This is a genomic window from Tsukamurella sp. TY48, from assembly GCF_019656655.1.
Taxonomy (GTDB): Bacteria; Actinomycetota; Actinomycetes; order Mycobacteriales; family Mycobacteriaceae; genus Tsukamurella; species Tsukamurella strandjordii.
Genome location: NZ_BPMV01000002.1, coordinates 384,754 through 407,913, shown reverse-complemented (window position 1 = coordinate 407,913; position 23,160 = coordinate 384,754). Strand labels below are relative to the sequence as shown.

General features: G+C 71.1%; 25 protein-coding genes. 11 read left to right on the top strand and 14 right to left on the bottom strand.

The window, feature by feature from the left end; translation table 11 throughout:
• Nucleotides 1–52 precede the first annotated feature (52 nt).
• The 3 genes from TTY48_RS17760 to TTY48_RS17750 all read right to left on the bottom strand — a co-directional run bounded on the left by TTY48_RS17760 (nt 53) and on the right by TTY48_RS17750 (nt 4,248).
• Nucleotides 53–1,093 (bottom strand): LLM class F420-dependent oxidoreductase, encoded by a 1,041-nt coding sequence (locus TTY48_RS17760; protein WP_220658978.1) that lies wholly within the window; start codon nt 1,091–1,093, stop codon nt 53–55.
• A 172-nt stretch (nt 1,094–1,265) separates the two neighbouring features.
• Nucleotides 1,266–1,949 carry a hypothetical protein gene (locus tag TTY48_RS17755; RefSeq protein WP_220658977.1) on the bottom strand — a complete coding sequence of 228 codons (684 nt, stop codon included), beginning with the start codon at nt 1,947–1,949 and terminating at the stop codon, nt 1,266–1,268.
• 34 nt (nt 1,950–1,983) lie between these two features.
• Nucleotides 1,984–4,248 carry a malto-oligosyltrehalose synthase gene (locus TTY48_RS17750; protein WP_220658976.1) on the bottom strand — a complete coding sequence of 755 codons (2,265 nt, stop codon included), beginning with the start codon at nt 4,246–4,248 and terminating at the stop codon, nt 1,984–1,986.
• Between the two features lie 33 nt (nt 4,249–4,281).
• Between TTY48_RS17750 and TTY48_RS17745 the strand changes: the two genes are divergently transcribed.
• From TTY48_RS17745 to bioD, 3 genes are read left to right on the top strand one after another with little or no spacing between them, the layout of a single operon-like run.
• Nucleotides 4,282–5,553, top strand: a complete 1,272-nt coding sequence (locus TTY48_RS17745; protein WP_220658975.1) for an adenosylmethionine--8-amino-7-oxononanoate transaminase — start codon at nt 4,282–4,284, stop codon at nt 5,551–5,553.
• Between the two features lie 4 nt (nt 5,554–5,557).
• Nucleotides 5,558–6,700 carry an 8-amino-7-oxononanoate synthase gene (locus TTY48_RS17740; protein ID WP_220658974.1) on the top strand — a complete coding sequence of 381 codons (1,143 nt, stop codon included), beginning with the start codon at nt 5,558–5,560 and terminating at the stop codon, nt 6,698–6,700.
• Nucleotides 6,697–7,407, top strand: coding sequence for a dethiobiotin synthase (gene bioD / locus TTY48_RS17735; RefSeq protein ID WP_220658973.1), 711 nt, complete (start codon nt 6,697–6,699; stop codon nt 7,405–7,407). The genes TTY48_RS17740 and bioD overlap by 4 nt, the downstream gene beginning before the upstream one ends.
• Here bioD and TTY48_RS17730 read toward each other — a convergent pair.
• Nucleotides 7,385–8,524, bottom strand: coding sequence for a phosphatase PAP2 family protein (locus TTY48_RS17730; protein WP_220658972.1), 1,140 nt, complete (start codon nt 8,522–8,524; stop codon nt 7,385–7,387). The genes bioD and TTY48_RS17730 overlap by 23 nt on opposite strands.
• Before the next feature lie 176 nt (nt 8,525–8,700).
• Here TTY48_RS17730 and bioB point away from each other — a divergent pair, with 176 nt between their 5' ends.
• Genes bioB through TTY48_RS17715 form a run of 3 tightly spaced genes read left to right on the top strand, consistent with a single transcriptional unit; the run spans nt 8,701 to nt 10,508 of the window.
• Nucleotides 8,701–9,708: a biotin synthase BioB gene (gene bioB, locus TTY48_RS17725; RefSeq protein WP_220658971.1), complete on the top strand. Its 1,008-nt coding sequence runs from the start codon at nt 8,701–8,703 to the stop codon at nt 9,706–9,708.
• Nucleotides 9,709–9,713: 5 nt separating this feature from the next.
• Nucleotides 9,714–9,923 carry a hypothetical protein gene (locus TTY48_RS17720; RefSeq protein ID WP_220659608.1) on the top strand — a complete coding sequence of 70 codons (210 nt, stop codon included), beginning with the start codon at nt 9,714–9,716 and terminating at the stop codon, nt 9,921–9,923.
• Between the two features lie 36 nt (nt 9,924–9,959).
• The gene (locus TTY48_RS17715; protein ID WP_220658970.1) at nt 9,960–10,508 is read left to right on the top strand and encodes a hypothetical protein; all 549 of its coding nucleotides are present in this window, start codon (nt 9,960–9,962) and stop codon (nt 10,506–10,508) included.
• Nucleotides 10,509–10,518: 10 nt separating this feature from the next.
• On the opposite strand, the gene TTY48_RS17710 is transcribed toward TTY48_RS17715, so the two are convergent.
• From TTY48_RS17710 to TTY48_RS17690, 5 genes are all read right to left on the bottom strand, one after another.
• Nucleotides 10,519–11,175, bottom strand: coding sequence for an FMN reductase (locus TTY48_RS17710; protein ID WP_220658969.1), 657 nt, complete (start codon nt 11,173–11,175; stop codon nt 10,519–10,521).
• Nucleotides 11,176–11,177: 2 nt separating this feature from the next.
• The gene (locus tag TTY48_RS17705; RefSeq protein WP_220658968.1) at nt 11,178–12,311 is read right to left on the bottom strand and encodes an LLM class flavin-dependent oxidoreductase; all 1,134 of its coding nucleotides are present in this window, start codon (nt 12,309–12,311) and stop codon (nt 11,178–11,180) included.
• Between the two features lie 87 nt (nt 12,312–12,398).
• Nucleotides 12,399–13,370, bottom strand: a complete 972-nt coding sequence (locus TTY48_RS17700; RefSeq protein ID WP_220658967.1) for a patatin-like phospholipase family protein — start codon at nt 13,368–13,370, stop codon at nt 12,399–12,401.
• A gap of 51 nt (nt 13,371–13,421) precedes the next feature.
• Nucleotides 13,422–14,135 (bottom strand): hypothetical protein, encoded by a 714-nt coding sequence (locus tag TTY48_RS17695; protein WP_220658966.1) that lies wholly within the window; start codon nt 14,133–14,135, stop codon nt 13,422–13,424.
• A 50-nt stretch (nt 14,136–14,185) separates the two neighbouring features.
• The gene (locus TTY48_RS17690) at nt 14,186–14,890 is read right to left on the bottom strand and encodes an NUDIX domain-containing protein (RefSeq protein ID WP_220658965.1); all 705 of its coding nucleotides are present in this window, start codon (nt 14,888–14,890) and stop codon (nt 14,186–14,188) included.
• A 74-nt stretch (nt 14,891–14,964) separates the two neighbouring features.
• On the opposite strand from TTY48_RS17690, the gene nadA reads away from it, so the two are divergent.
• From nadA to nadC, 3 genes are read left to right on the top strand one after another with little or no spacing between them, the layout of a single operon-like run.
• Complete coding sequence (gene nadA, locus TTY48_RS17685) at nt 14,965–16,014, top strand: quinolinate synthase NadA (protein ID WP_220658964.1); 1,050 nt, start codon at nt 14,965–14,967, stop codon at nt 16,012–16,014.
• Nucleotides 16,011–17,444 (top strand): L-aspartate oxidase, encoded by a 1,434-nt coding sequence (gene nadB, locus TTY48_RS17680; protein ID WP_220658963.1) that lies wholly within the window; start codon nt 16,011–16,013, stop codon nt 17,442–17,444. Before nadA ends, nadB begins: the two co-directional genes overlap by 4 nt.
• Nucleotides 17,441–18,304 carry a carboxylating nicotinate-nucleotide diphosphorylase gene (nadC, locus tag TTY48_RS17675; protein ID WP_220658962.1) on the top strand — a complete coding sequence of 288 codons (864 nt, stop codon included), beginning with the start codon at nt 17,441–17,443 and terminating at the stop codon, nt 18,302–18,304. Before nadB ends, nadC begins: the two co-directional genes overlap by 4 nt.
• A gap of 26 nt (nt 18,305–18,330) precedes the next feature.
• On the opposite strand, the gene TTY48_RS17670 is transcribed toward nadC, so the two are convergent.
• A complete protein-coding gene (locus tag TTY48_RS17670; protein ID WP_220658961.1) occupies nt 18,331–19,029 on the bottom strand; it encodes a DUF1345 domain-containing protein in 699 nt (232 codons plus the stop codon).
• 97 nt (nt 19,030–19,126) lie between these two features.
• Here TTY48_RS17670 and TTY48_RS17665 point away from each other — a divergent pair, with 97 nt between their 5' ends.
• Nucleotides 19,127–20,173, top strand: a complete 1,047-nt coding sequence (locus TTY48_RS17665; RefSeq protein ID WP_220658960.1) for an NAD(P)-dependent alcohol dehydrogenase — start codon at nt 19,127–19,129, stop codon at nt 20,171–20,173.
• Between the two features lies 1 nt (nt 20,174).
• On the opposite strand, the gene TTY48_RS17660 is transcribed toward TTY48_RS17665, so the two are convergent.
• Genes TTY48_RS17660 through TTY48_RS17645 form a run of 4 tightly spaced genes read right to left on the bottom strand, consistent with a single transcriptional unit; the run spans nt 20,175 to nt 22,442 of the window.
• Nucleotides 20,175–20,867: a VOC family protein gene (locus tag TTY48_RS17660; RefSeq protein WP_220658959.1), complete on the bottom strand. Its 693-nt coding sequence runs from the start codon at nt 20,865–20,867 to the stop codon at nt 20,175–20,177.
• A 13-nt stretch (nt 20,868–20,880) separates the two neighbouring features.
• Nucleotides 20,881–21,285 (bottom strand): VOC family protein, encoded by a 405-nt coding sequence (locus tag TTY48_RS17655; RefSeq protein WP_220658958.1) that lies wholly within the window; start codon nt 21,283–21,285, stop codon nt 20,881–20,883.
• 10 nt (nt 21,286–21,295) lie between these two features.
• Nucleotides 21,296–21,727, bottom strand: a complete 432-nt coding sequence (locus TTY48_RS17650; protein ID WP_220658957.1) for a helix-turn-helix transcriptional regulator — start codon at nt 21,725–21,727, stop codon at nt 21,296–21,298.
• 1 nt (nt 21,728) lies between these two features.
• A complete protein-coding gene (locus TTY48_RS17645; RefSeq protein ID WP_220658956.1) occupies nt 21,729–22,442 on the bottom strand; it encodes a 1-acyl-sn-glycerol-3-phosphate acyltransferase in 714 nt (237 codons plus the stop codon).
• Between the two features lie 51 nt (nt 22,443–22,493).
• Here TTY48_RS17645 and TTY48_RS17640 point away from each other — a divergent pair, with 51 nt between their 5' ends.
• On the top strand, nt 22,494–23,159 hold the full coding sequence (locus TTY48_RS17640) for a cysteine hydrolase family protein (protein WP_220658955.1): 666 nt from the start codon (nt 22,494–22,496) through the stop codon (nt 23,157–23,159).
• The last annotated feature ends 1 nt before the right edge of the window (nt 23,160 follow it).

The window sequence follows — 23,160 nt, the reverse complement described above, 5'->3', positions numbered from 1 at the left end:
AGGTTCAACCGGGCATCCCGGCCGAATCTTCCCGCCCGGCGATCCCGGCAGGTCAGATCAGGTCGCGCAGCAGCTCGACCTGTTTGATGCGGCCGTCCTTCGAATCGGCGATCGGGGTCACGTTGAGCACCGTGGCGCCGGCTTCCTCGAAGGCCTTCACCCGCTCGGCGACGAAGCCCTTGGGGCCGATCAGCGAGACATTGCGCGCCAGCTCATCCGGCACCGCCTGCGCGGCCGCCGCTTTGTCGCCCGCCAGGTACAGCTCCTGGATGCGGTCGGCCTCGGCGCCGTAGCCGTAATTGGTGGCCAGCGTGTGATAGAAGTTCTTGCCCTTGGCGCCCATGCCGCCGATGTACAGCGCCAGGTGCGGCTTCACGAAGCCCAGCAGATGCTCCACATCGTCGCCGATGGCCAGCGCGGGACCGGCGTACACGTCGAGCTCGCCGAGCGCGGGATCACGCTTGGCCTTGCCGGCGGCGACGGCGTCGCCCCACACGTCCTTGGCCTTCTCGGGCAGGAAGAAGATCGGCTGCCAGCCCTCGGCGACCTCGGCTGCCAGGGCCACGTTCTTCTGGCCGAGGGCCGCCAGCAGCACCGGGATCCGCTCGCGCACCGGGTGATTGATCAGCTTGAGCGGCTTGCCGAGCCCCGTGCCGCCGTCCTCCGCGGTGAGCGGCATCTGGTAGTACTTGCCGCGATGTTCGAGCCGCTCGCGGCGCCACACCTTGCGGCAGATCTCGATGATCTCGCGGGTGCGGCCGATGGGAGCGTCGTAGGGCACGCCGTGGAAGCCCTCGATCACCTGCGGGCCCGAGGCGCCGAGGCCCAGGATGAACCGTCCGTTCGAGACGTTGTCCAGGCCTGCGGCCGTCATCGCGGTGAGCGTGGGCGTGCGGGTGTAGATCTGCAGGATGCCGGAGGCGAGCTTGATCTTGTCCGTCTTGGCGGCGAGATAGCCGAGTGCGCTCACCGCGTCGAAGGAGTAGGCCTCGGGGACGAAGACGATGTCCAGACCGGCCTTCTCCAGGTCGAGAACCTCGTCGGCGACGTCGTTGAACTCGCCTGCGTAATTGATGCCGAGACCGATGCGCATGTGGTGTCGCCTTCCGTGCTCTGTGTGGACGTCAGTGAACAATAACTCACTCGATCTGCCCGGAGCCCGGCCCGCACACCGCGACGGATGCGCGCATCGGCGCAGGAACACCCCTATTCGGGGTGGGGCCGGCGACCGCTGCCGCACAGCACTCCCCGCGGCGGCGGACTGATCAGTGCAGGCCCTCCCACTCCGCGCTGCGCGCACGATGCAACTCCAGCGCGGCGCAGGCGGATTCGGCGGAGGTGAAGCTGCCGCCCGCGATCCGCCCCATCGTGGCGAAATCCTGCTCGACGAGCGCATCGAACCGCCACGCATCATCGAGCGGACGGCGTGCGATGTGCGTGGTGAGCGTGACGCCGGCCGCCTGGCCGAGGCAGGCGTCGGCATCCTGCGCGAGTACCTCCGCGTAGGTACGTGCACCGAACCGGACGAACACGGTGTCGCCCATCGGGACCTCGGCGAGCACGGTGGCATCGCCGTCGAGCACCAGGCGGTCGTGGATCTCCGCTGTGAGCTGCCAGGCCTGCGCCATCCCCGCACAGCGGATCAACAGGTGAGCGGCCTCCTCGGGGTCGGTGACCAGGCCCAGGATGGAGTGCCGCCCCTCGCGGAAGGCGCGGACCTCGATGGCCGTGCCCTCGCCGGGCAGGGAATGCGCCGTGAACCGTGAGGTGCCCACGGCCAACCGGAGGCTCCCCGTGGGGCGCAGAGTGGCGGGCAGGCCGTGCTCGTGCAGTGCCTGCGCCACCCGCGCGAGGGCGGAGTCGTGGATGCGACCGCCGCTCACCCCGAGGCGGGCGGTGGGCGACTGAGTGAAGGCCGACCGGAGGGGCCGCGAGGCGTCGCTGTTCATGAGAGCAGTGTGCGGAGCACCACTGACAAGTTTTCTAGTCGCGCACCAACAGAGCGACCGGGTGTTCGATGTCGAGAACGTGGAGATCCATTCGACCTGCATGAACGGCGCCGGTGAGGCGGTTGGTCCAGCGGCCGGGTGGCAGCGCGACCCGCGTCTCGCGCCAGCCGCCGGACCGTGCGAGGACCAGTGTTCGGCGGGAGGCGAGCACCAGCACGTCGAGGTCGCCCTCGCGCGGGCCGCGGCCGAAGCCGAGCAGATGGTCCGCGCCCGGACCCGTGCCGCGCAGCGGCGCGTAGCTCCCGCCGACGAAGGACCGGGGCCGCTCCCGGCGCAGTCGCAGGGCGGTGCGCACGAGGTGCTGTTTTTGATGCTCGCCGGTCCGCAGCGCCTCCCAGTCCACCGGGCGCCGATTATCGGGATCGACGAGCGAGTCGTCCCAGCGCTCGGTGCCCTGGTACACATCGGGCACCCCGGGCCCGAGGAGTTGGATCGCCTTCTGCGCGAGCGCATCGGCTCGACCGTGCCGCCCGATCTCGTGCACCAGGCCGGTCAGCTCCGCCGCGACCGGACCGTCGAGCACCGCCTCGAGGAAGGTGTGCGCGGCCGATTCGAAGGCCTCGTCGGGCGCGGTCCACGAGGTGCCCGAGCGCGCCTCACGCATCGCCTTCTCCGTGTAGCCGTGCAGCCGGGAACGCAGGGAACCGGTCACCGCGCCGTCCGCGGGCCACACCCCGAACAGCGTTTGCCACAGCAGCAGCCCGAGCGCCGGCTCCGGCGGAACGGGGACCATCGCCGACCAGCGTTCCAGGCGATCCGCCCACAACGCCGGACACTGGCTCAGCACACCGATCCGGGCGCGCACATCCTCACCGCGTTTGGTGTCGTGGGTCGACAGCGTGGTCATGGCGGCGGGCCAGTGCGCGGCGCGGTGGGCGAGGGCGGGATGCGGATCGTCCGGCCCGAACTCCCACGGAGCGCCGCCCACCTCCTGGAGCGCGATCAGGCGCGCCGCACGGTAGTAGAGCGTGTCCTCGACCGCCTTGGCCGTGAGCGCGTCCGCGAGCCGGGTGAGGCCGGCGGCCGTCTCACCGCCGAGGCTCGCCGCCCGCCGGACGGTCCGGATCGCGGCATCGTCGGCGGGGGAGTCGTTGAGGACGGCGAGAACGGCCTCGTCCAGCGCGTGGCGGGGGAGCGTCGCACCGGTCTCGCGCCGCACCGTCCGGGCCAGGCGCTCGACATCGGGCCGGAATTCGTGCGCGGCGAGATCCGCGCGGATCGCCCGGTGCTCCGGCGAATCCGTGCGGGCCGCGCCGTCGTTCCCGGTGTGCCGTTCGTGCAGCCGGCTCAGGGGCCCCTCGCCCGCGGGGTCGACCAGGGCGTGTGCGAGCTCGCGGAGGGCCTCGTACCCGGTGGTCCCCGCCACCGGGAGCGCGCGGTCCAGCGACTGGCCGGGCGGCAGCACCTTCTCGATCACGATCCATGCATCGGGGCCGGTGAGCGCGCGTAGCCGTCGGAGGTACCCGGCCGGATCGGTCAGGCCGTCCGGGTGGTCCACCCGCACACCGTCCGCGATACCGTCGGCGAACCAGGACCCGATCTCGCGGTGCGTGGCCGCGAACACCTCGTGGTCCTCCACCCGCAGCGCCGCCAGCTCGTCGATGGCCAGGAACCGGCGGTACGTGCGCGTCGCGTGATTCCACGGGATGAGCCGATAGTGCTGCGCGGCCGCGATTTCCGCGCCGGAGCCGCCGGGGTCCGGACCCACCGGAAAGATCCTGTCGTGGTAGCGGAGCACCGGGTGCGGGCCCGTACGGTCGACGGTGACCGCGGGTGCCTCATCGTCGCGGGCCAGGACGGGCAGCGCGAGCCGCCCGCCGGCGCCGTTGTCCGCCGACCAGTCGATGTCGAAGACGTCGGCGAACCGGGACTGCGGGCCGTACCGCAGGACGTCCCACCACCACGGGTTCTGCTCGGGGCGGCCGACCCCCACGTGGTTGGGCACGATGTCGATCACCAGCCCCAGCCCCGCCCGGTGCGCCGTGTCCGCGAGCGCGTCGAGACCGGCGCGGCCGCCGAGCTCCGCGCGGACTCGGGTGGGGTCGGTGACGTCGTAGCCGTGGGTCGATCCGGCGACGGCCTCGAGCACGGGGGACAGGTAGAGGTGGGTGACCCCGAGGTCCGCGAGATAGGGGACCCGGGCGGCCGCATCGGCGAAGGTGAAGCCCGGTCCGAGCTGGAGCCGGTAGGTCGCGCCGACCGGTCGCCCGGCGGGGCCGAGACCGGTCGGGGCGCGCACCCCGTCAGCCTAGCCCCGCTACTGTGGCCGACCATGACGCCCGAAGAGATCCTCGCCCTCGACGCGCAGACCCTCTGGCATCCGTACAGCCCGGTGGGCGGTTCGGGGGTGCGGGTGGTGTCCTCGGCGCGGGGCGTGCGCCTGACCCTCGGCGACGGCACCGAGGTGATCGACGGGATGAGCTCCTGGTGGGCCGCGATCCACGGCTACCGGCACCCCGTGCTCGACGCCGCGGCGAAGTCCCAGATCGACAGCATGGCCCACGTGATGTTCGGCGGCCTCACCCATGCGAGTGCCGCGCGGCTGGGCGAGCTCCTCGTCGAGATCACGCCCGCGGGCCTGGACACGGTCTTCCTCGCCGACAGCGGCTCGGTGTCGATCGAGGTGGCGGTGAAGACCGCGCTGCAGTACTGGCGTGCGAAGGGCGTCGAGGGGCGCAACCGCCTGCTGACCTGGCGCGGCGGCTACCACGGTGACACCTTCACGCCGATGAGCGTGTGTGATCCCGAGGGCGGAATGCACGCGCTGTGGACCGACGTCCTGGCCTCGCAGGTCTTCGCGCCCGCGCCGCCCGCGGAATTCGACGAGGCCTACGTCGCCGAACTCGATCGCCTGGTGGCCGAGCACGCCCACGAACTGGCCGCCGTGATCGTGGAACCCGTGGTCCAGGGCGCCGGCGGCATGCGATTCCACCCGCCCGCCTACGTGGCCGCGCTGCGTGAGATCACCCGCCGCCACGACGTCTTGCTGATCCTCGACGAGATCGCCACCGGATTCGGCCGCACCGGAACATTGTTCGCGTCCGATGCCGCCGGGATCACCCCGGATCTCCTCTGCGTCGGCAAGGCGCTCACCGGTGGCTACGTGACCCTGGCCGCGATGCTGTGCACCGACGAGGTGGCCCGGACCATCTCCGAGTCGGATCAGGGCGCCCTCATGCACGGCCCCACCTTCATGGGCAACCCGCTGGCCTGCGCCATCGCCGTCGCCAGCACCGAACTGTTGCTCTCGCGCGACTGGCGGGCGGAGGTCGCGGGCATCGAATCGGGCCTGCGTGCGGGCGTGGAGCCGCTGCGCGAGCTCCCGGGCGTGATGGACGTGCGCGTCCTCGGCGCGATCGGCGTGGTCCAGCTCGATCGGCAGGTCGACGTCGCGCGGGCCACCGATGCGTGCGTCGGAGCGGGGGTATGGCTGCGGCCCTTCCGAGACCTCGTCTACACGATGCCGCCGTTCATCAGCACGCCCGACGAGGTGGCGGCGATCGCCGGGGGTGTCTCCGCCGCAGTGCACGCGGCGTTACAGTGAACCCATGAACGGTGTTCAAGTCCCCGTGGTACACGCCCTCGACTGGCTCGACGGCTACGCCCGGGACCGCACCGCGGCGGGGCTGCGCCGCACCCTCACTCCGCGGCGGTCCCACGAACCGGGGATCGACCTCGCCTCAAACGACTACCTGGGCCTGAGCCGGCACCCGCGCGTGCTGGACGCCGCCGCCGACGCGGTGCGCACCTGGGGCGCCGGTTCCACCGGCTCCCGGCTGGTCACCGGGACCACCACCGTCCACGAGGGCTTCGAGCGGCGCCTTGCCGCGTTCCTGGGCGCCGATGCCGCCCTCTGCTTCTCCTCCGGCTACCTCGCCAACCTCGGCGCGGTGACCGCGCTGGCGGGCCGCGGCGCACTGATCGTCTCCGACGGCGGCTCGCACGCCTCGCTCGTGGACGCCTGTCGACTGTCCCGGTCGCGGATCGTGGTGATCCCCCGGGGCGACGTGGCCGCCGCGCGACGTGCCCTGGCCGATCGCACCGAGGAACGCGCGCTCGTCGTGACCGACTCCGTGTACAGCGCCGACGGCGCGCTCGCGCCGGTCGCCGACCTCTACGCCGCCGCCCGCGAACACCGCGCGGCGCTCCTCGTCGACGAGGCGCACGGCCTCGGCGTGCGCGGCGACGGTGGGCGGGGCCTGGTGCACGAACTCGGCCTCGCCGGTGCCCCCGACCTCGTGGTCACCGCGACGTTGTCCAAGGCGCTCGGCTCCCAGGGCGGGGTGGTGCTCGGCGACGAGCGGGTCCGCGCGCACCTCATCGATTCCGCCCGCTCGTTCATCTTCGACACCGCTCTCGCGCCCGCCGCGGTGGCCGCCGCGGACGCGGCCCTCACGGAACTGCAAGACGACCCCGGTCTCGCGGCCCGTGTCCTCGACCGCGCCCGAACGATCGCCCACGGCGTCGGCGCCGAGGCGCCCGCATCGGCCGTGGTCTCGCTGGTACTGGGCGAACCCGACCGCGCTGTGGCCGCCCGCGACGCCTGCGCGGCCGACGGCGTCCGGGTCGGCTGCTTCCGCCCGCCGTCGGTGCCCGAAGGCACCTCCCGCCTGCGGATCACGGTGCGCGCCGATCTCTCCGACGCCGAGGTCGAGCACGCGATCGGTGTGATCCGGCGGGCGGTCCGGTGATCCTCGGCGTCACCGGCACGGGCACCGGCGTAGGGAAGACCGTGGCCAGCGCGGCGCTCGCCGCGGCTCTGCTCCCGGCCGGACCGGTCACGGTGATCAAACCCGCCCAGACCGGATTCGCCGACGGCGCCGAGCGTGACGCCGACGGTCAACTCAGTGATGCGGCCGAGGTGGCGCGCCTGGTGCCGGGAGCGGTCACCGTCGAACACCGGCGGTACCCCGATCCACTCGCCCCTCTGACTGCCGCGCGACGTGCGGGGCTACCGCCGCTGACGCTCGACGAGGCCGCCGGGCTCGCACGCGGACGCGAGGGGGCCGTGCTGGTGGAGGGCGCGGGCGGCGTGCTGGTGCGGCTGGGCATCGACGGTGCTGGAACGCCGTTCACCCTCATCGATCTGGCCGCCATGCTCGACGCGCCGGTCGTGGTGGTGGCGGACCCGGCCCTCGGCACGCTCAACCACACCGAGCTCACGGTGCGCGCCCTGCAGTCCGGGGGAGTGCACTGCGCCGGAATCGTGCTCTCCCGCTGGCCCGAGGCACCGGGACTGGCCGAACGCTGCAACCTCGACGATCTGCCGGCACTGACCGGAGTGCCGATCGTCGGCCGGATACCGGAGGGCGCCACGGCCCTCCCGCCGGAGCGGTTCGGTGCCGCGGCGCCCGCGTGGTTCGACGCCTCCTGGTTTACTTCGCCAGCCAGGCGCTGAGCAGGTCGATCCGCTGCCAGCCGCCGTTCACGTCGAGCGGGTAGCCGGCGGGGCCGGCGGTGCGCGCCAGCAGGTCTCGGAGCTGGGCGTCGCTGCTGCCGGGGTGCGCCGCGCGCAGGAGTTCGACGGCACCCGCCGGCACCTGGGCCGGTGCGTCGCCGCCGATCCGGGGCAGGCCCCAGGTGAGATCGCGGCGGTACGCGGCCGCGGCGGCATCGGTAGCGATGTAGTTCTTCTGGCAGGCCACCACGGCGGCGATCGAGCCGCCGGTCCGGGCCGTCAGCACCGTCCGCAGCTCGGTCCGGGCCTCCGCGACCAGCTGGGCGAAGCGCGGGTTCGACAGGGCGTCCGCGACGGCCGCCTGCGCCAGGATCCGTCCGCCGATCACGTCCAGCGGGTAATGCACGCCGAGCACCACGCGGTGGCGACCGTAATCGGCTCCGCGCGCGAGGATCTGGGGCCCGAGCTCGGGCACCAGTGTGGCGAGGACCAGAGCCTCGGAGTAGCCCCAGGCCGTGTGGCCCGAGGGGTAGGAACCCGATCCGCGCACGCTCTCGTAGAGGTCCGGCCGGCTGTCGCCGTACCGCTTGATCGACGCGGGGGCCACCTCGAACGGGCGGGTGTACTGGAAGTGCTTCTTCGCGGCGGAGGTGTCCACGTACGAGCTCAGGACGGCCTTCTTCCCCACCAGCAATGCCGTGGTCTTCGGGAGCTGGCCCGCCTTCTCCGCGGCGCGGAAGGCCGGGAACAGGGTGTCACCCAGCGCGTTGAACACCGAGTCGTCGGAGAGGCCGTAGTTGTCGTTGACGGCGTACTGCTGCTCGGCGGGCGAGGCGGCGTTGTTCACCGCCACGGCGGTGTCGAGGTTCGCCTTCTTCACCGATGCGGGCAATGCGGAGAACGCGGACAGCTCGCCGATGTAGGTCTTGGCGGTGCCCTTCGAGGCCAGCTGCGCGGCGGAGAACGGGGCGGTCTGCGGCACGGTCTGCGGCGCGAAGCTGCAGGTGGAGGGCGGCGCGGCGAGGGCCGGTGCGGCGATCGACCAGGAGAGCGGAGCGGTGAAGGCGGCGGTGGCCACCACGCCCGCGGCGAACAGCTTCTTCGTGCGCAGATTCATGACGGAAACCCTCACGCGAATGCCTAGAAAAGGGAAGGAAACGGTTCCGGTCGATCCGATGAACGTTTGCCGCGCCGGTGGGCTACCTGAACAGTGTTCATGAATTGAACGCTGTACAGTGCTCGTAGGAGCGCGGCGTAGCCCGCCGCGAATACTCAGCTGACGAGGGAGAACGCATGACCGGGGTCCTTGCCGACATCATCGACGTCGCGCGCGAGCAGGTGCTCGATCGCGGCGAAGGCTTGAATCAGGAGCAGGTCCTCGCCGTGCTTCAGCTGCCCGACGACCGGCTCGACGAGGTGCTCCAGCTGGCCCACGAGGTGCGCATGAAGTGGTGCGGCCCCGAGGTCGAGGTCGAGGGCATCATCAGCCTCAAGACCGGCGGTTGTCCCGAGGACTGCCACTTCTGCAGCCAGTCCGGTCTGTTCCAGTCCCCGGTCCGCTCGGCGTGGATCGATATTCCGTCCCTCGTCGAGGCCGCCAAGCAGACCGCGAAGACCGGTGCCACCGAGTTCTGCATCGTCGCCGCCGTCCGCGGCCCGGACGCCCGCCTGTTGAGCCAGGTGGCCGCCGGCATCGAGGCCATCCGCAACGAGGTCGACATCCAGATCGCTTGCAGCCTCGGCATGCTCACCCAGGAGCAGGTCGATCAGCTCAAGGGCATGGGCGTGCACCGGTACAACCACAACCTGGAGACCTCGAAGTCGCACTTCCCCAACGTGGTCACCACGCACACCTGGGAGGAGCGCTGGGACACCCTGCGCATGGTCCGCGAGGCCGGGATGGAGGTGTGCTGCGGCGGCATCCTCGGTATGGGGGAGACGCTGGAGCAGCGCGCCGAGTTCGCCGCCAACCTGGCCGAACTCGAGCCCGACGAGGTGCCGCTCAACTTCCTCAACCCGCGCCCGGGCACCCCCTTCGGCGATCTCGACGTGCTGCCCGCCGCCGAGGCGCTCAAGTCCGTGGCCGCCTTCCGGCTGGCCCTGCCGCGCACCATCCTCCGGTTCGCCGGCGGCCGCGAGATCACCCTCGGCGATCTCGGCGCGGAGAAGGGCATACTCGGCGGCATCAACGCCGTCATCGTGGGCAACTACCTGACCACCCTGGGCCGGCCCGCCGAGACCGACCTCGATCTGCTCAACGAGCTCAAGATGCCGATCAAGGCCCTGAACGAGTCCCTGTGACTCTGATGACCGATCAGGATCCGGTGTACAACGAATACACCGGCAAGCCGCTGGCCGAGGGCGGCCCGGTCTTCGAGGCGGCCCGCCTGGGGTTGGAGCCGCCGCGCTTCTGCGGGCACTGCGCCCGCCGGATGATCGTGCAGATCGTTCCCGACGGCTGGGTGGCCCGATGCTCCCGGCACGGCGAGATCGACTCGAAGAGCCGCGAGCGCTGAACGCCGGTTCGGTGCGCACTCGCTAGGCTGGCGCCGATGATTCCCCTTGCCTCGGCGCCCGCGCGCCCCTCGTACGTGGTCCCGGCGGTCGTATCGGCCGTCCTCGGCTCGGCCGCGGGCCTGATCTGGGGCCTGACGGTGCCCGGGATCCGCGGGGTCGTCACGAACTCGGGCGATGTCCTGGTGCGGCAGGGGCAGCTGGACAACTTCTTCATCGGGACGGCCGCGTTCGTCGGGATCTCCGTGGTCGGCGGTCTGCTGACGGCGGCGGCCCTGTTCCGCAGCCCGCGGCGCACGCCCGAGTGGGTCGCGGTCACACTGGCCGCGGCCGCCTTCTCGGTGGCCATCGCGACGGTCCTCGGCCAGGCCGTGGCGGACGCCCGCTTCGCCGGGCCGGGCGGTGCCGGCCTCGATTACACCTCCGCCCCGACGATCCGCCTCGACGGGGCCAACTTCTTCGAGGTGGCCAATCATCCGGGCGGCCTCGTGGGCGTGCTCGCCTCCTGGGTGGTGGTGCTGGTCTGGCCGGCGATCACCGCGTTGTGGTGCGGTCTGGCCGCGGCCTTCGCTCGCCGCCTTCCCTGACGCCGGGCGACTAGTCGCCGGTGTGGCCGCGCAGCAGGTCCGCGAAGTCGGTCACCGGGCCGAGATCGTTGGCCCCGCCGGATCGGCGCGGCCGGCCCAGATCCGACGGTCCGCCGAATCCCGCCACGGCACCGTCGGATTCGACGAGTGCCCCGGCCAGCTCGGCACCGGCCCGCGAGATCCGCGCGGCCAGTTCCGCCGATCCGAAGTCCTCGGTGGCCGCGAACACTCCGGTCGGGAGGACCCGGGCCCGCAGGTACGCGAACAGCGGACGGAGCGCGTGATCGAGCACCAGGGAGTGTCGCGGCGTGCCGGCCGTGGCCGCCACCATCACGGGGACGTCACTGAGCGCGTCGGGGTCGAGGGCGTCGAAGAACATCTTGAACAGGCCGCTGTAGGAGGCGGTGAACACCGGCGATACGGCGATCACGCCGTCGGCGGCGGCCACCGCGTCCTTGGCCGCGGTGAGCGCGGGCGTGGGGACGCCCGTCGTCATCACGGTCGCCAGATCGCGTGCGAGCTCGCGCACCTCGATCACGGTGACCTCCAGCGCCTCGCCCCGCGCCGACACCGCGGCCCGGGTGGCGTCGGCCAGCTGATCGGCCAGCAGACGGGTCGACGAGGGCTCGGAGACGCCCGCGGCGATCACCAGCAGGTTGCGGGCCATCGTCAGGCCTCCTTCGCGGTCACGAGGCCCTGCGCCGGGAGAACCAGGCGATGCGGGGCGTCGGCGCCCGCGGCCACGAGCGAGGCGTGCGTCGGCGGGTCCGACGGGACGTGTGCCGGGCGACGCAGCTCGAACTCCTTGCGCAGCACGGGAACCACCTGGGTGCCCAGGATCTCGACCTGCTCGAGGACCTGCTCCAGCGGCAGCCCCGCGTGGTCGACCAGGAACAGCTGGCGCTGGTAGTCACCCGCGTAGTCGGCGAAACCGAGGGTCTTCTCGATCACCTGCTCGGGCGTACCGACGGTGAGCGGCGTCATCTGCTCGAAATCCTCCAACGACGGCCCGTGCCCGTAGACGGGAGCGTTGTCGAAGTACGGCCGGAACCGTCGCTTGGCCTCCGCCTCGGTCTCGGCCATGAAGACCTGCCCGCCGAGGCCCACGATCGCCTGATCGGCGGAACCGTGGCCGTAGTGCTCGTACCGCTGCCGGTACAGGCCCACCATCTGCTCGGTGTGTTCCTTGTTCCAGAAGATGTTGTTGTGGAAGAAGCCGTCGCCGTAGAACGCGGCCTGTTCGGCGATCTCCGGAGAGCGGATCGAGCCGTGCCACACGAAGGGCGGGGTGCCGTCCAGGGGCGCCGGGGTGGACGTGTACCCCTGCAGCGGAGTGCGGAACTGGCCCTCCCAGTCGACGACGGGCTCGCGCCAGAGCTTGCGCAGCAGGTGGTAGTTCTCGATCGCCAGCGGGATGCCCTGGCGGATGTCCTTGCCGAACCACGGGTACACGGGACCGGTGTTGCCGCGGCCCAGCGTGAGGTCGACGCGCCCGTCCGCGAGGTGCTGCAGCATCGCGTAGTCCTCGGCGATCTTCACCGGATCATTGGTGGTGATCAACGTGGTCGCGGTGCTCAGCAGGAGCGACTCGGTGCGGGCGGCGATCCAGCCGAGCAGCGTGGTGGGCGACGACGGGACGAAGGGCGGATTGTGGTGCTCGCCGGTCGCGAAGACGTCGAGGCCCACTTCCTCGGCCTTGAGCGCGATGGCGGTCATGGCCTTGATCCGGTCGTGCTCGCTGATCGTGGTGCCGGTGGTGGGGTCGGTGGTCACATCGCCGACCGTGAAGACGCCGAACTGCATGTCGTTCCTTCCCGATCGGGCCCCTGGTGGGCCCTACGAGAACTGTAACGGACTGCGGTCCGAATGTGTTCCCGACGGAGTCGTGGATCAGACCTCGTCGTGGTTCTGGGTGGTCAGGAAGGTGCGGGCGGCGGTGCGGCCGGCCTCGAGCAGCCGCGCGCGGCCCTCCGCGTCGAGGAAGAAGTCGAGCGAGGCGACGCTGCCGGTGTCGACGTAGACGGTGCGCCGCGAGACGCACTCGTCGGCGAGCCGGTAGCGGTTGGACTCCTGATCGATCGCGGTGCGCACGCAGCCGATCGCCAGGCTCAGGGCATTGGTCAGCGGCGCATCGGCACCGTCGTCCGAGGGGCGCGCGGAGAGTTTGATGCCCCAGGTCGGCCACCGGTCCGTCCGGCCGTCGGAGCGGTCGAACATCTGCACCGGGAAGTTCGACAGCAATCCGCCGTCGACCCAGGTGACCGCGCCACGATCGGTCTCCACCCGGATGGGCCGGAAGTAGAACGGGACGGACATCGACGCGCGGACCGCATGCGCGACGGACTGATCATCGGCCGCGAGCCCGTACTGGTCGTAGTCCCACGGCAGCCGCACCAGGACCCGCCGGCTGACATCGGAGACGTTCGCGACGAAGGCGTACCGCTGGTAGTCGGCGAGGCCGGTGCCCGGATCGTCGTCGATCCGGAGATCGCCGAACGTGCGCACTCCGGCGTCCGCGAGCAGCGGCGTGATCCATTCGAGCAGGTAGTCGCCGGTGTGCATGCCCTCATGCAGGAGGAGCGCGGCGCCGTCCCCGACCGGGCCGAGCGCCCGCTGCAGTGCCGGCTCCGCGGCGAACCGCGGGTAGTCGACGTCCTCCATGGCGTCGACCAGTTCGGTGAGCGGTCGTCCCGCCTTCTGGTACGCGGCCACGAGGGCGCCGATCACGGCGCCGCAGCTGGTGCCGCCGATGCGCGGGAAGCGGTAGCCCGCGGCGGCCAGCTCGGTGACCGCACCGAGGAGGGCGATCCCCTTGATGCCGCCACCTTCGAGGACGAGATCGACGTTGCGGGGCGCGGTCATGACTTCACCGTAGCGCCGGACCGACGGTCGGGCAGGGCGGGCGTCGCAGAGTCAGACGGGTTCGCGGCGCAGCACGTCGGCGGAGTTGATGATCAGCACCTCGCGGTCCGACTCGGTGAGCGCGGTGAGGAAGCCCGACTCCACTTTGAGCACGTGGGCCTGCACGATCCCGGTCTTGGTGTGGATCCGTTCGGCGGGGCTCCAGGGGGTGCGCTCGACCGCGGCGAGCAGGAGCACCGCGATCGCCGCGATGCTGCCCACCTCGCGGACCGCGAAATCGGCCGTGCGGGCGCTGCGCCCGTCGCCGAACCAGTGCCGCAGCGCGAGGATCACCACCGCGATCACGGCGGAGCCGATCGGCACCCAGTAGTACCCGTAGGTGATCGCGAGGGCGATGCAGGAGGACGCGAGTACCGCGACCAGCAGCGCCGACCACACGCTGGTGGGGGACTTCGCCTGCATGCGCCACACCAGGCGCAGCGCCGACAGGGGCAGCAGCACCATCACCAGTGCGCTGGTGAACTCCGGATCGCTCATCAGCGTGCCGAGCACGATCGTGAGCGCGCTGTTGACATCGGTCACGGCCATGATGCGGGAGGCCACGCGCCAGTCCCATTCGGAGACCACCAGCAGTCGCAGGACGACGAAGAGCACCGCGACGCTGGCGCCGGTGCCGAGCGTGCGCACGATCCGAGCGTCGGTGGCGTCCGAGATCTGCTTGGCCGCAGCGCTGGAATCGGCGTTGTCGGGCTGGTCCTGGGTCACGGTGGAATGGTATCGGCGTACCCAACCCGGGGTGGGCCGATGCCGAAGGATCACCCCGGCGGACGGAGGGTGGCGAATTCGTCGGTGATCCGCAGATAGGAGTCGGTGAACCGGTAGAGGGCCGGCGGCCTTCCGCGTCCCGAGCGGGCCGTACCGCCGGTCGCGGTGATCACCGAGCGGCGCGACAGGATGCGCAGCAGGTTGGTGGCGTCCACCGGGTATCCCAGTACTGCGACGTAGATATCGCGCAGTTCGGAGACGGGGAACTCCCGGGGCGCGAGCGCGAATCCGATGTTGGAGTACGACAGTCGGGCGGCGACCCGGGCGCGGGCGCGATGCACCATTCCGGCGTGGTCGAAGGCCATCTCCGGTAACGCATCGAGGCTGTGCCAGGCGGTGTCGTCGGGCAGTCGGGGGTCGGTGTCGCTGCGCACCAGGCCCAGGAAGACCGAGGCGATCGTGCGCGCGGCGCCGACGGTGGGCGGCACGCGGTGCGGATCGGAGAACTCGCCGAACTGCTCCAGGTGGGCCACGTCGGTGACGTCGACCTTCTCGGCCAGTTGCCGGCGCGCGGAGGTGGGCAGGTCCTCGGCGAGGCGCAGCGCGCCGCCCGGCAGCGCCCAGGCTCCGCTGTGCGGCTCCATGGCGCGCTGCCACAGCAACACCTGGACCCGCCCGTCGGCCACCCGGAAGACCACGCTGAGAACCTCGTGTGCGATCGCGGGGTTCTCGGATTCGGTGCTACCATCGGCCATAGTTTTCGATTGTAAGACGAAAATGCCTCGATCGCCTGATCGGGGCCCTTCGATCCAAGAACGGAGGCAGCGCGATGACCTCAGCCGCATCCGCCGCCCGCACCTTCGACTCGCCCCTGCTCGAAGGCCTCACCGACCACGGCGTGTACGCCGGCGTCGAGGCCGGACCGGAGTGGGTGGCCGAGGTCAAACGGCTCGCGAAGGCGCGCAACGCCACGATCCTGGCGCACAACTACGAGCTCCCCGCGATCCAGGACGTCGCCGATTTCGTCGGCGACTCGCTCGCCCTCTCGCGCATCGCCGCCGACGTGCCCACCGACACCATCGTGTTCTGCGGCGTGCACTTCATGGCGGAGACCGCGAAGATCCTCAGCCCGGAGAAGACCGTCCTGATCCCGGACCAGCGCGCAGGCTGCTCGCTCGCCGATTCCATCACGGCGGTCGAACTCGCGGAGTGGAAGGCGGAACACCCGGGCGCCGTGGTGGTCTCGTACGTGAACACCACCGCCGAGGTGAAGGCGCTCACCGATATCTGCTGCACCAGCTCCAACGCGGTCGAGGTCGTGGAATCGATCCCCGCCGATACCGAGATCCTGTTCCTGCCCGACCAGTTCCTCGGCGCGCACGTCAAACGCGTCACCGGCCGGCAGAACATGCACATCTGGGCGGGCGAGTGCCACGTCCACGCCGGCATCAACGGCGATGAGCTCGCCGCGCAGGCGAAGGCGCACCCCGACGCCGATCTCTACGTGCACCCGGAGTGCGGCTGCGCCACCTCCGCGCTGTACCTCGCGGGCGAGGGCGCGGTCCCCGACGACCGGGTGAAGATCCTGTCCACCGGCGGCATGCTCGACGCCGCACGCGCCACCGGAGCCAAGGAAGTGCTCGTGGCCACCGAGGTCGGCATGCTGCACCAGCTCCGCCGCGCCGCCCCCGGTGTCGAGTTCCGCGCGGTCAACGATCGCGCCTCCTGCAAGTACATGAAGATGATCACCCCCGCGGCGCTGCTCCGCTGCCTGGTGGAGGGCCGCGACGAGGTCTTCGTCGACCCGGAGATGGCCGCCGCCGGGCGCAGCGCCGTGACCCGAATGATCGCGATCGGGCAACCGGGCGGCGGGGAATGACCGACCTCCTGGTCGTCGGTGCCGGCGTCGCCGGACTCACCGCCGCCATCGCCGCCGCGAACGCGGGGATGACGGTGACGGTGCTGTACAAGCCTGCGCCCGGGGGCGCACCGTCGACCTCCACGGCGTACGCCCAGGGCGGCATCGCCGTGGTCGACCCCACCGATCCCGGAGACTCCGTCGAAAGCCACGTCGACGACACCGTCGCCGCGGGCGGCCCGCTGGTGGACCGCGAGGCGGCGCGGTCGATCCTCGGTGACGGTGCCGCCGCAGTCGATCGCCTCATCGCGTGGGGCGCGCGGTTCGACGCCGACGCGACGGGCCGCCTGCGCCGGACCCGCGAGGGCGGGCACAGCGTGTCCCGCATCATCCACGCGGGTGGCGATGCGACGGGAGCGGAGGTGCAGCGAGCCCTCACGGCAGCTGCCCGCACCCGCCCCACCCTGACCGCGAAAGCCGCTCGCGCGCAAGCACTGCTCTCGGACGGCGAGCGCATCGTCGGTGTCCGCACAGACGACGGCGACGAATTCGGCGGGACGGTGCTGTTGGCCACCGGCGGCGCCGGGCACCTCTTCGCGAGCACCACCAATCCGGTGGGCGCCACCGGTGACGGGATCGCGCTCGCGATGGCCGCCGGTGCCGAGGTGCGCGAGCTCGACTACGTCCAGTTCCACCCCACGATGCTGTACACCCCGGGTGCCCGGGGTCGCCGGCCGTTGATCTCCGAGGCCGTGCGCGGCGAGGGTGCCGTCCTGGTGGACGCGCACGGTGGGTCCGTGACCGCGGGCGTGCACCCGATGGGTGACCTCGCGCCCCGCGACGTGGTGGCCCGTGCGATCACCGATGCCATGGAACGCACCGGCGCGCCCTGCGTGTACCTGGACGCCCGGTCGATCCCCGATGTCGCGGCGCGGTTCCCCACGGTCACGGAGTCCGTCCGCGCCGTCGGCCTGGACCCCGCCACCGACCTGATCCCCGTGACCCCGGGCGCGCACTACCTCTGCGGCGGCGTGGTCACCGACCTGACCGGAGCGACCGGTGTACCGGGGCTGTACGCCGCCGGCGAGGTCGCGCGCACCGGCCTGCACGGCGCGAACCGTCTCGCGTCCAACAGCCTGCTCGAGGCACTCGTGATGGGCCTGCGTGTGGCCCGTGCGGCCGCCCGGCCCGCACCGGCTCTCGGGGCGCCGCGACCCGTCGAACTCGATGCGGCGTGCGCCGACCGGACCGCCCTGCAGGACGCGATGACCCGGTACTGCGGCGTCCGGCGGACCGTCGAGGGGCTGGCCGCACTCGACGCGCAACTGCATGCGCCGTCGTTCGTGTCCGCGTCCCGGAACCGCGACGAGGACCGCGCACTCCTGGCCGTCGCCCGCGCGATGGCCGCTCAGGCCCTGACCCGACTGGAATCCACGCAGGAGGTGGCATGACCGAGCTGACCCTGGAGCCCGACCGCGCCGAGGTGGTGCGACTGATCCGCACCGCCCTCGACGAGGACCTGCGCTACGGCCCCGACGTGACCAGCGCCGCCACCGTGCCCGACGGCGCCACCACCACGGCCCGCGTGGTGAGCCGCGAACACGGGGTCCTCGCCGGTATCCCAGCCGCGGAATGGGTGCTCGACGAGGTGGTCGGACCGGGCAATTACCGGGTTCCGTCGAAGATCGCCGACGGCACGGTGATCGCGCCCGGCGACGTCGCCCTCACCATCGAAGCGCCCACCGCCGCCCTTCTCACGGCGGAGCGGACGATGCTCAATCTGCTCACCCACCTGTCCGGGATCGCCACGGCCACCGCAGCGTGGGTGGCCGAGGTGGAGGACACCGACACCAAGATCCGCGACAGCCGCAAGACCCTTCCCGGACTCCGCGTGCTGCAGAAGTACGCCGTGCGTGCCGGCGGGGGAGTGAACCACCGCATGGGACTCGGCGACGCCGCGCTCATCAAGGACAACCACGTGGCCGCCGCCGGATCGGTGACCGCCGCAGTGGAGGCCGTGCGGCGCCGCGCGCCGGGCGTGCCCTTGGAGGTCGAGGTCGACACGCTCGAACAGCTCGACGAGGCGCTCGGGCTGGGCGTGGACCTGGTGCTCCTGGACAACATGCCGCTGTGGATGACGCAGGCCGCGGTCCAGCGCAGGAAGAAGAACGGCCCGCGCACCCGGCTCGAGTCCTCAGGTGGCCTCACGCTCGACGTGGCCCGCGACTACGCCAGAACGGGGGTCGACTTCCTCGCAGTCGGTGCCCTGACGCACTCGGTGCGGGCACTGGACCTCGGCCTCGACGTCTGAGCTGCCTCGACGTCTGAGCGATCGGGTCAGTTGCTGTTCGCCAGGCTGACCACCAGGTTGATGGTGGTGGCCAGGATGCCGTTGGCGAAGATGAACGACAGCAGGGTGTGCCGCAGGGTTTCGGCTCGCACGTCGCTCGACGTGATCGCCGTGTCGGACACGCAGTAGGCGGTGCCGAAGGAGAGCGAGATGTACGCGAAGTCGGTGTACCGCGGCGGCTCGGTCTGATTGAAGTCGATGCCACCCGGAGGCGGCGTGTCGTAGTAGGTCTCGGCGTACCGCAGCGTGAACAGCAGGTGCATCATCAGCCAGGACAGCACCGTGGTGCTCAGGGCCAGTCCGCCGAGCGCCAGCCGGCCGTTCGGGGTGGCGGTGTGCGCATCGGACATGACGATGGCCACGGCGATGAGGCTGGCCAGTGCACAGGTGGTGGTGAGGAAGTTCGCCAGTCCGCGCTGCGGATCCTCCTCGGTGGCGTGCGCGGCCGTGGTCTCGGCGTCCATCGGCGAGATGGTGATCCACACCCACACCACGTAGATTCCGGCGGCCGCGGCCCAGCCGGCGGCGGGGGCGTGGCGCCAGGAATCCAGGACGCCCACGGCCACCGCCACGGTGCCGCCCACGATCACCATCACGGTGGCTCGGATCCGGGCGACCGCGGCACGGCGTTGCGCGACGGCGGGCCGGCTGCTCTCTGAACCGGTTGCACTTGCATCGTTCGACATAGAGCGATTTAAGCACTGCAACAGGCCCCGCGCGGTGAGGCACGACGAATCGTCACGATGCGGGCCGGACGGGCGCTCGCTGCGGGCGGGGCGCACAATGGGAACCATGATCGTCAACGCATATGGAGCCGTGTCCGCCACCGAACCGCTGGTCCCGATGACCGTCGAGCGCCGTGACCCCGGACCCCACGACGTGCAGATCGCGATTCGTTACGCCGGCATCTGCCACAGCGACATCCACACCGTCCGCAGCGAATGGGGACCCGCCCGCTACCCCGTGGTCCCCGGCCACGAGATCGTCGGCGAGGTCACCGCGGTCGGTTCCGAGGTCACCAAGTTCGCCGTGGGCGACCGCGCCGGCGTGGGCTGCTTCGTGGACTCCTGTCGCGAATGCGCCGCGTGCAAGGCCGGTGAGGAGCAGTACTGCGAGCGCGGGATGACCGGCACCTACAACGCCAAGGGGCGCGACGGCCAGCCCACGCAGGGCGGCTACTCCCAGTCCATCGTGGTCGACGAGAACTACGTGCTCCGGGTTCCCGAGAGCATCGACTACGCCGCCGCCGCGCCGCTGCTGTGCGCCGGCATCACCCTGTTCAGCCCGCTGCGCCACTGGAACGTGGGCCCCGGCACCAAGGTCGCGATCATCGGCCTCGGCGGGCTCGGCCACATGGGCGTCAAGCTCGCCGCCGCCATGGGCGCCGAGGTCACCGTGCTCAGCCAGTCGCTCAAGAAGATGGAGGACGGGCTGCGGCTCGGTGCCAAGCACTACTACGCGACCTCCGATCCGGACACGTTCACGGTGCTGCGCAATCAGTTCGACGTGATCATCAACACCGTTTCGGCGAACCTGGACATGCACCAGTACTTCGGCCTGCTCGCGCTCGACGGCACGCTGGTCGAGGTCGGCCTGCCCGAGCATCCCGTGCCGGTCAACGTCTTCGACCTCACCCGGCAGCGCCGCAGTTTCACCGGCTCGCAGATCGGCGGCATCCGCCAGACCCAGGAGATGCTGGACTTCTGCGCCGAGCACGGCATCGCCTCCGAGATCGAACTGATCTCGGCCGATCAGATCAACGAGGCCTACGAGCGCGTGATCGCCTCGGACGTGCGGTACCGCTTCGTGATCGACACCGCGACTCTGTGAGTCAGCACACCGCGATCCGCCAGGGCTGACCGTCGGGATCGGTGAATCCGTCACCGGTCCCGACGGTTCCGCCCGCAGCCGCCACCGCGGCGAGGAGACGGTCCGCGTCGGTCCGGCCGTCGGCGGCGTACACCGGCACCACACCGGACGGGCCGCTTCCGGCCGGATCGACGGCGGCGTCCTTCGCGAGCGCCGCGCGGGTCATCAGGCCCAACCGCGGCGCTCCCTCGGCGTGATGGAAGCCCACGAAGGTGTTGCCGTAATCGTGTTCGGCGCGCATGCCGAGCGCCTCGTAGAACTTCTTGGAGGCCTTCGGGCTCGCGACGCCCAGGTACACCGCCGTCTCCGTGGGACGCACCGGCAGCGTGGCGCCGCCGCGGTCCTTCCGGCTCCCGGCCGTGATCTTCCACAGCGCACCGTCCGGCGCCCGGAAGACGCCCGCGTACTCGCCGAAGAGTCGCTTCTTCGGCTCCTTCAGGACGGTCGCACCCGCCGCCCGGGCACTGTCGATCACCGCCCGCACGTCGCCCGCGTGCGGGACGACGGCGCCGAGCACGGCCCCGCCGAATCCGCTGCCGGTCGTGCCGTCCGTGACCGGCGTGACGCCTCCGGTGTCGAACAGGGCCGCGTAGAAGCCGGCCGCGGCGGCCGGATCGCCCGCTGCGAGCTCGACCGCATTCACCTCGAGTGCCATCGGGACCTCCCGCTCAGAGCTGGTTGATCCGCAGCAGATTGCCCGCCGGATCACGGAAGGCGCAGTCGCGCACGCCGTAGTCCTGGTCCATCGGCTCCTGCACCACATCCGCTCCGGCGCCCGCGACCCGCTCGAACAGCCCGTCCAGATCGTCGGTGGCCAGGGTGACGGCGCCGTACGAGCCCTTGGCGATGAGATCGAGGATGGTCTGCCGCTCGGCGTCGGTGATGCCGGGGTCGACGGCCGGCGGGTGCAGCACGATCGAGACGGCCTGTCCGACCGGGCCGACGGTGATCCACCGCATGTCCTGGTAGCCGACGTCCTTACGGACCTCGAAACCGAGGGTGTCGCGGTAGAAGCCGAGTGCGGCTTCGGGATCGGTGTGCGGGAGGAAGGTGTAGTGGATGCTGATGCTCATGCGGGCAACGCTAGGCGGACGGGGGCTGCGGCGCTTCTCGATTCCTGACCGGTCTGGTGATCTGACGCGCCAGACACGCGGGAATGCCCTCCGCCGCCCGGCTGTGATCGCGCTTGTAGACGCTCGGCGGCACCCCGACCAGCTCGGTGAACCGAGTGCTGAAGGTGCCCAGCGACGAGCTGCCCACGGCGAAACAGGCTTCGGTGACCGAGACGTCTCCGCGGCGCAGCAGCATCATCGCCCGCTCGATCCGCCGGGTCATCAGGTACGCGTACGGCGATTCGCCGTAGACGCGCCGGAATTCGCGGCTCAGGTGCCCCGCCGACATGTGGGCACCGCGGGCGAGCTCCTCGACGTTGAGCGGCTGCGCGAATTCGCGGTCGATCCGGTCCCGCACGCGGCGCAGCACCGCGAGATCGCGGGCCCGCTGCGCCTGGCTCACGTCAGTTCCCCGGGCGCCACTTCTTGGAGTACTCGTCGACGTACTCCTGACCGGTGAGCAGCTGGATCTCCTGCATCAACCGGTCGGTGACGGTGCGCTCGAGTCCATGCCGCTCGTCGGGATCGGACGGGATGTCGTACTCGATCGGGTCGATCGGCTTGGCGAACTTCACCTGTACGCGTTCGGCGTGCCAGCTGAACGGCCCAGGCGGGGACACCTTGTCGGTGCCGATCACGCCGACGGGGATGATCGGCACGCCGGCCTCGAAGGCGATCCGGACCAGGCCCGTGCGGCCCCGGTACAGCCGGCCGTCGGGCGAGCGCGTGCCCTCCGGGTACATCCCCACGAGCCGGCCCTCCGCGAGCAGCTTCTTGGCGGTGTCGAGCGCGGCGGTCGCGGCGTCGCCCCCCGTGCGATCGATCGGCACCTGTCCGGTCTGGGTGTAGAAGAACTTCTGCAGCTTGCCGGAGATCCCGGGGGCGGTGAAGTAATCGCTCTTGGCCAGGTAGGAGATGCGCCGCGGCACCGCCAGCGGCACGAACAACCAGTCGGCGATCGAGAGGTGATTGCCCGCGAGGAGGGCGGGGCCCTCGGTGGGGACGTTCTCCAGTCCCTCCACGGTGGGCCGGTTGACCACCGTGATCAACGGCCCCACGGAGACGTGTTTGATGAGCCAGTACAGGAGTCCCTGATCGCCGTGGTTGGTCTCTGCCATGTCTGGAGAACTTACCGGACCGTCAGTTGTGCGGTGCGAGAAGATCGACCTGTGACCGTCCACACCGACACCCCCGATTACACCTCGCCGCACTGGGATCGCGCGGCGCTGGTCCTCATCGACGTCCAGAACGATTTCGTCGACGGCGCCTCGCCGATCCCCGGCACCGCCGAGGTGATCCCCGCCCTGGGCCGGCTACTCGCCGCCTTCCGCGCCGCGGGCCGTCCCGTGGTGCACGTGGTCCGCCTGTACGCCCCGGGCGGTAGCGATGTCGACCCCGTGCGCCGGGCCGCCGTGGAGGGCGGGGCGAGAATCGCGGCGCCCGGATCGGCCGGCGCCGACCTACCCCGCGATCTGGTCGCGGACCGGTTGGACGCCGACCTGCTCCTGGCCGGGCGTCCGCAGCAGGTCGGTGTCGACGAGGTGGTCCTGTTCAAGCCGCGGTGGTCGGCCTTCCACCGGACCGCGCTCGACGAGCACCTGCGCGGTCGTGGCGTCGATACCGTGGTGGTGGCGGGCTGCAATCTGCCGAACTGTCCCCGGGCGACCCTGTTCGACGCGTCCGAACGCGACTACCGCGCCGTGGTCGTCGCCGATGCCACCTCGCAGGCCACGGAGCAGCGTCTGGCGGATCTCCGCCTGATCGGCGTCGAGGTGCTCACGACCTCCCAGGTGGAGGCCGCCCTGGGCGAAAACCCGGTGGCGCCCAACCCATAGA

Coding starts and splice junctions, on each gene's coding strand:
- TTY48_RS17760 (WP_220658978.1), bottom strand. CDS start 1,093: ATGCGCATCGGTCTCGGCATCAATTACGCAGGCGAGTTCAACGACGTC.
- TTY48_RS17755 (WP_220658977.1), bottom strand. CDS start 1,949: ATGAACAGCGACGCCTCGCGGCCCCTCCGGTCGGCCTTCACTCAGTCG.
- TTY48_RS17745 (WP_220658975.1), top strand. CDS start 4,282: ATGACGCCCGAAGAGATCCTCGCCCTCGACGCGCAGACCCTCTGGCAT.
- TTY48_RS17740 (WP_220658974.1), top strand. CDS start 5,558: ATGAACGGTGTTCAAGTCCCCGTGGTACACGCCCTCGACTGGCTCGAC.
- TTY48_RS17730 (WP_220658972.1), bottom strand. CDS start 8,524: ATGAATCTGCGCACGAAGAAGCTGTTCGCCGCGGGCGTGGTGGCCACC.
- bioB (WP_220658971.1), top strand. CDS start 8,701: ATGACCGGGGTCCTTGCCGACATCATCGACGTCGCGCGCGAGCAGGTG.
- TTY48_RS17720 (WP_220659608.1), top strand. CDS start 9,714: ATGACCGATCAGGATCCGGTGTACAACGAATACACCGGCAAGCCGCTG.
- TTY48_RS17715 (WP_220658970.1), top strand. CDS start 9,960: ATGATTCCCCTTGCCTCGGCGCCCGCGCGCCCCTCGTACGTGGTCCCG.
- TTY48_RS17710 (WP_220658969.1), bottom strand. CDS start 11,175: ATGGCCCGCAACCTGCTGGTGATCGCCGCGGGCGTCTCCGAGCCCTCG.
- TTY48_RS17705 (WP_220658968.1), bottom strand. CDS start 12,311: ATGCAGTTCGGCGTCTTCACGGTCGGCGATGTGACCACCGACCCCACC.
- TTY48_RS17700 (WP_220658967.1), bottom strand. CDS start 13,370: ATGACCGCGCCCCGCAACGTCGATCTCGTCCTCGAAGGTGGCGGCATC.
- TTY48_RS17690 (WP_220658965.1), bottom strand. CDS start 14,890: ATGGCCGATGGTAGCACCGAATCCGAGAACCCCGCGATCGCACACGAG.
- nadA (WP_220658964.1), top strand. CDS start 14,965: ATGACCTCAGCCGCATCCGCCGCCCGCACCTTCGACTCGCCCCTGCTC.
- nadB (WP_220658963.1), top strand. CDS start 16,011: ATGACCGACCTCCTGGTCGTCGGTGCCGGCGTCGCCGGACTCACCGCC.
- nadC (WP_220658962.1), top strand. CDS start 17,441: ATGACCGAGCTGACCCTGGAGCCCGACCGCGCCGAGGTGGTGCGACTG.
- TTY48_RS17670 (WP_220658961.1), bottom strand. CDS start 19,029: ATGTCGAACGATGCAAGTGCAACCGGTTCAGAGAGCAGCCGGCCCGCC.
- TTY48_RS17665 (WP_220658960.1), top strand. CDS start 19,127: ATGGGAACCATGATCGTCAACGCATATGGAGCCGTGTCCGCCACCGAA.
- TTY48_RS17660 (WP_220658959.1), bottom strand. CDS start 20,867: ATGGCACTCGAGGTGAATGCGGTCGAGCTCGCAGCGGGCGATCCGGCC.
- TTY48_RS17655 (WP_220658958.1), bottom strand. CDS start 21,285: ATGAGCATCAGCATCCACTACACCTTCCTCCCGCACACCGATCCCGAA.
- TTY48_RS17645 (WP_220658956.1), bottom strand. CDS start 22,442: ATGGCAGAGACCAACCACGGCGATCAGGGACTCCTGTACTGGCTCATC.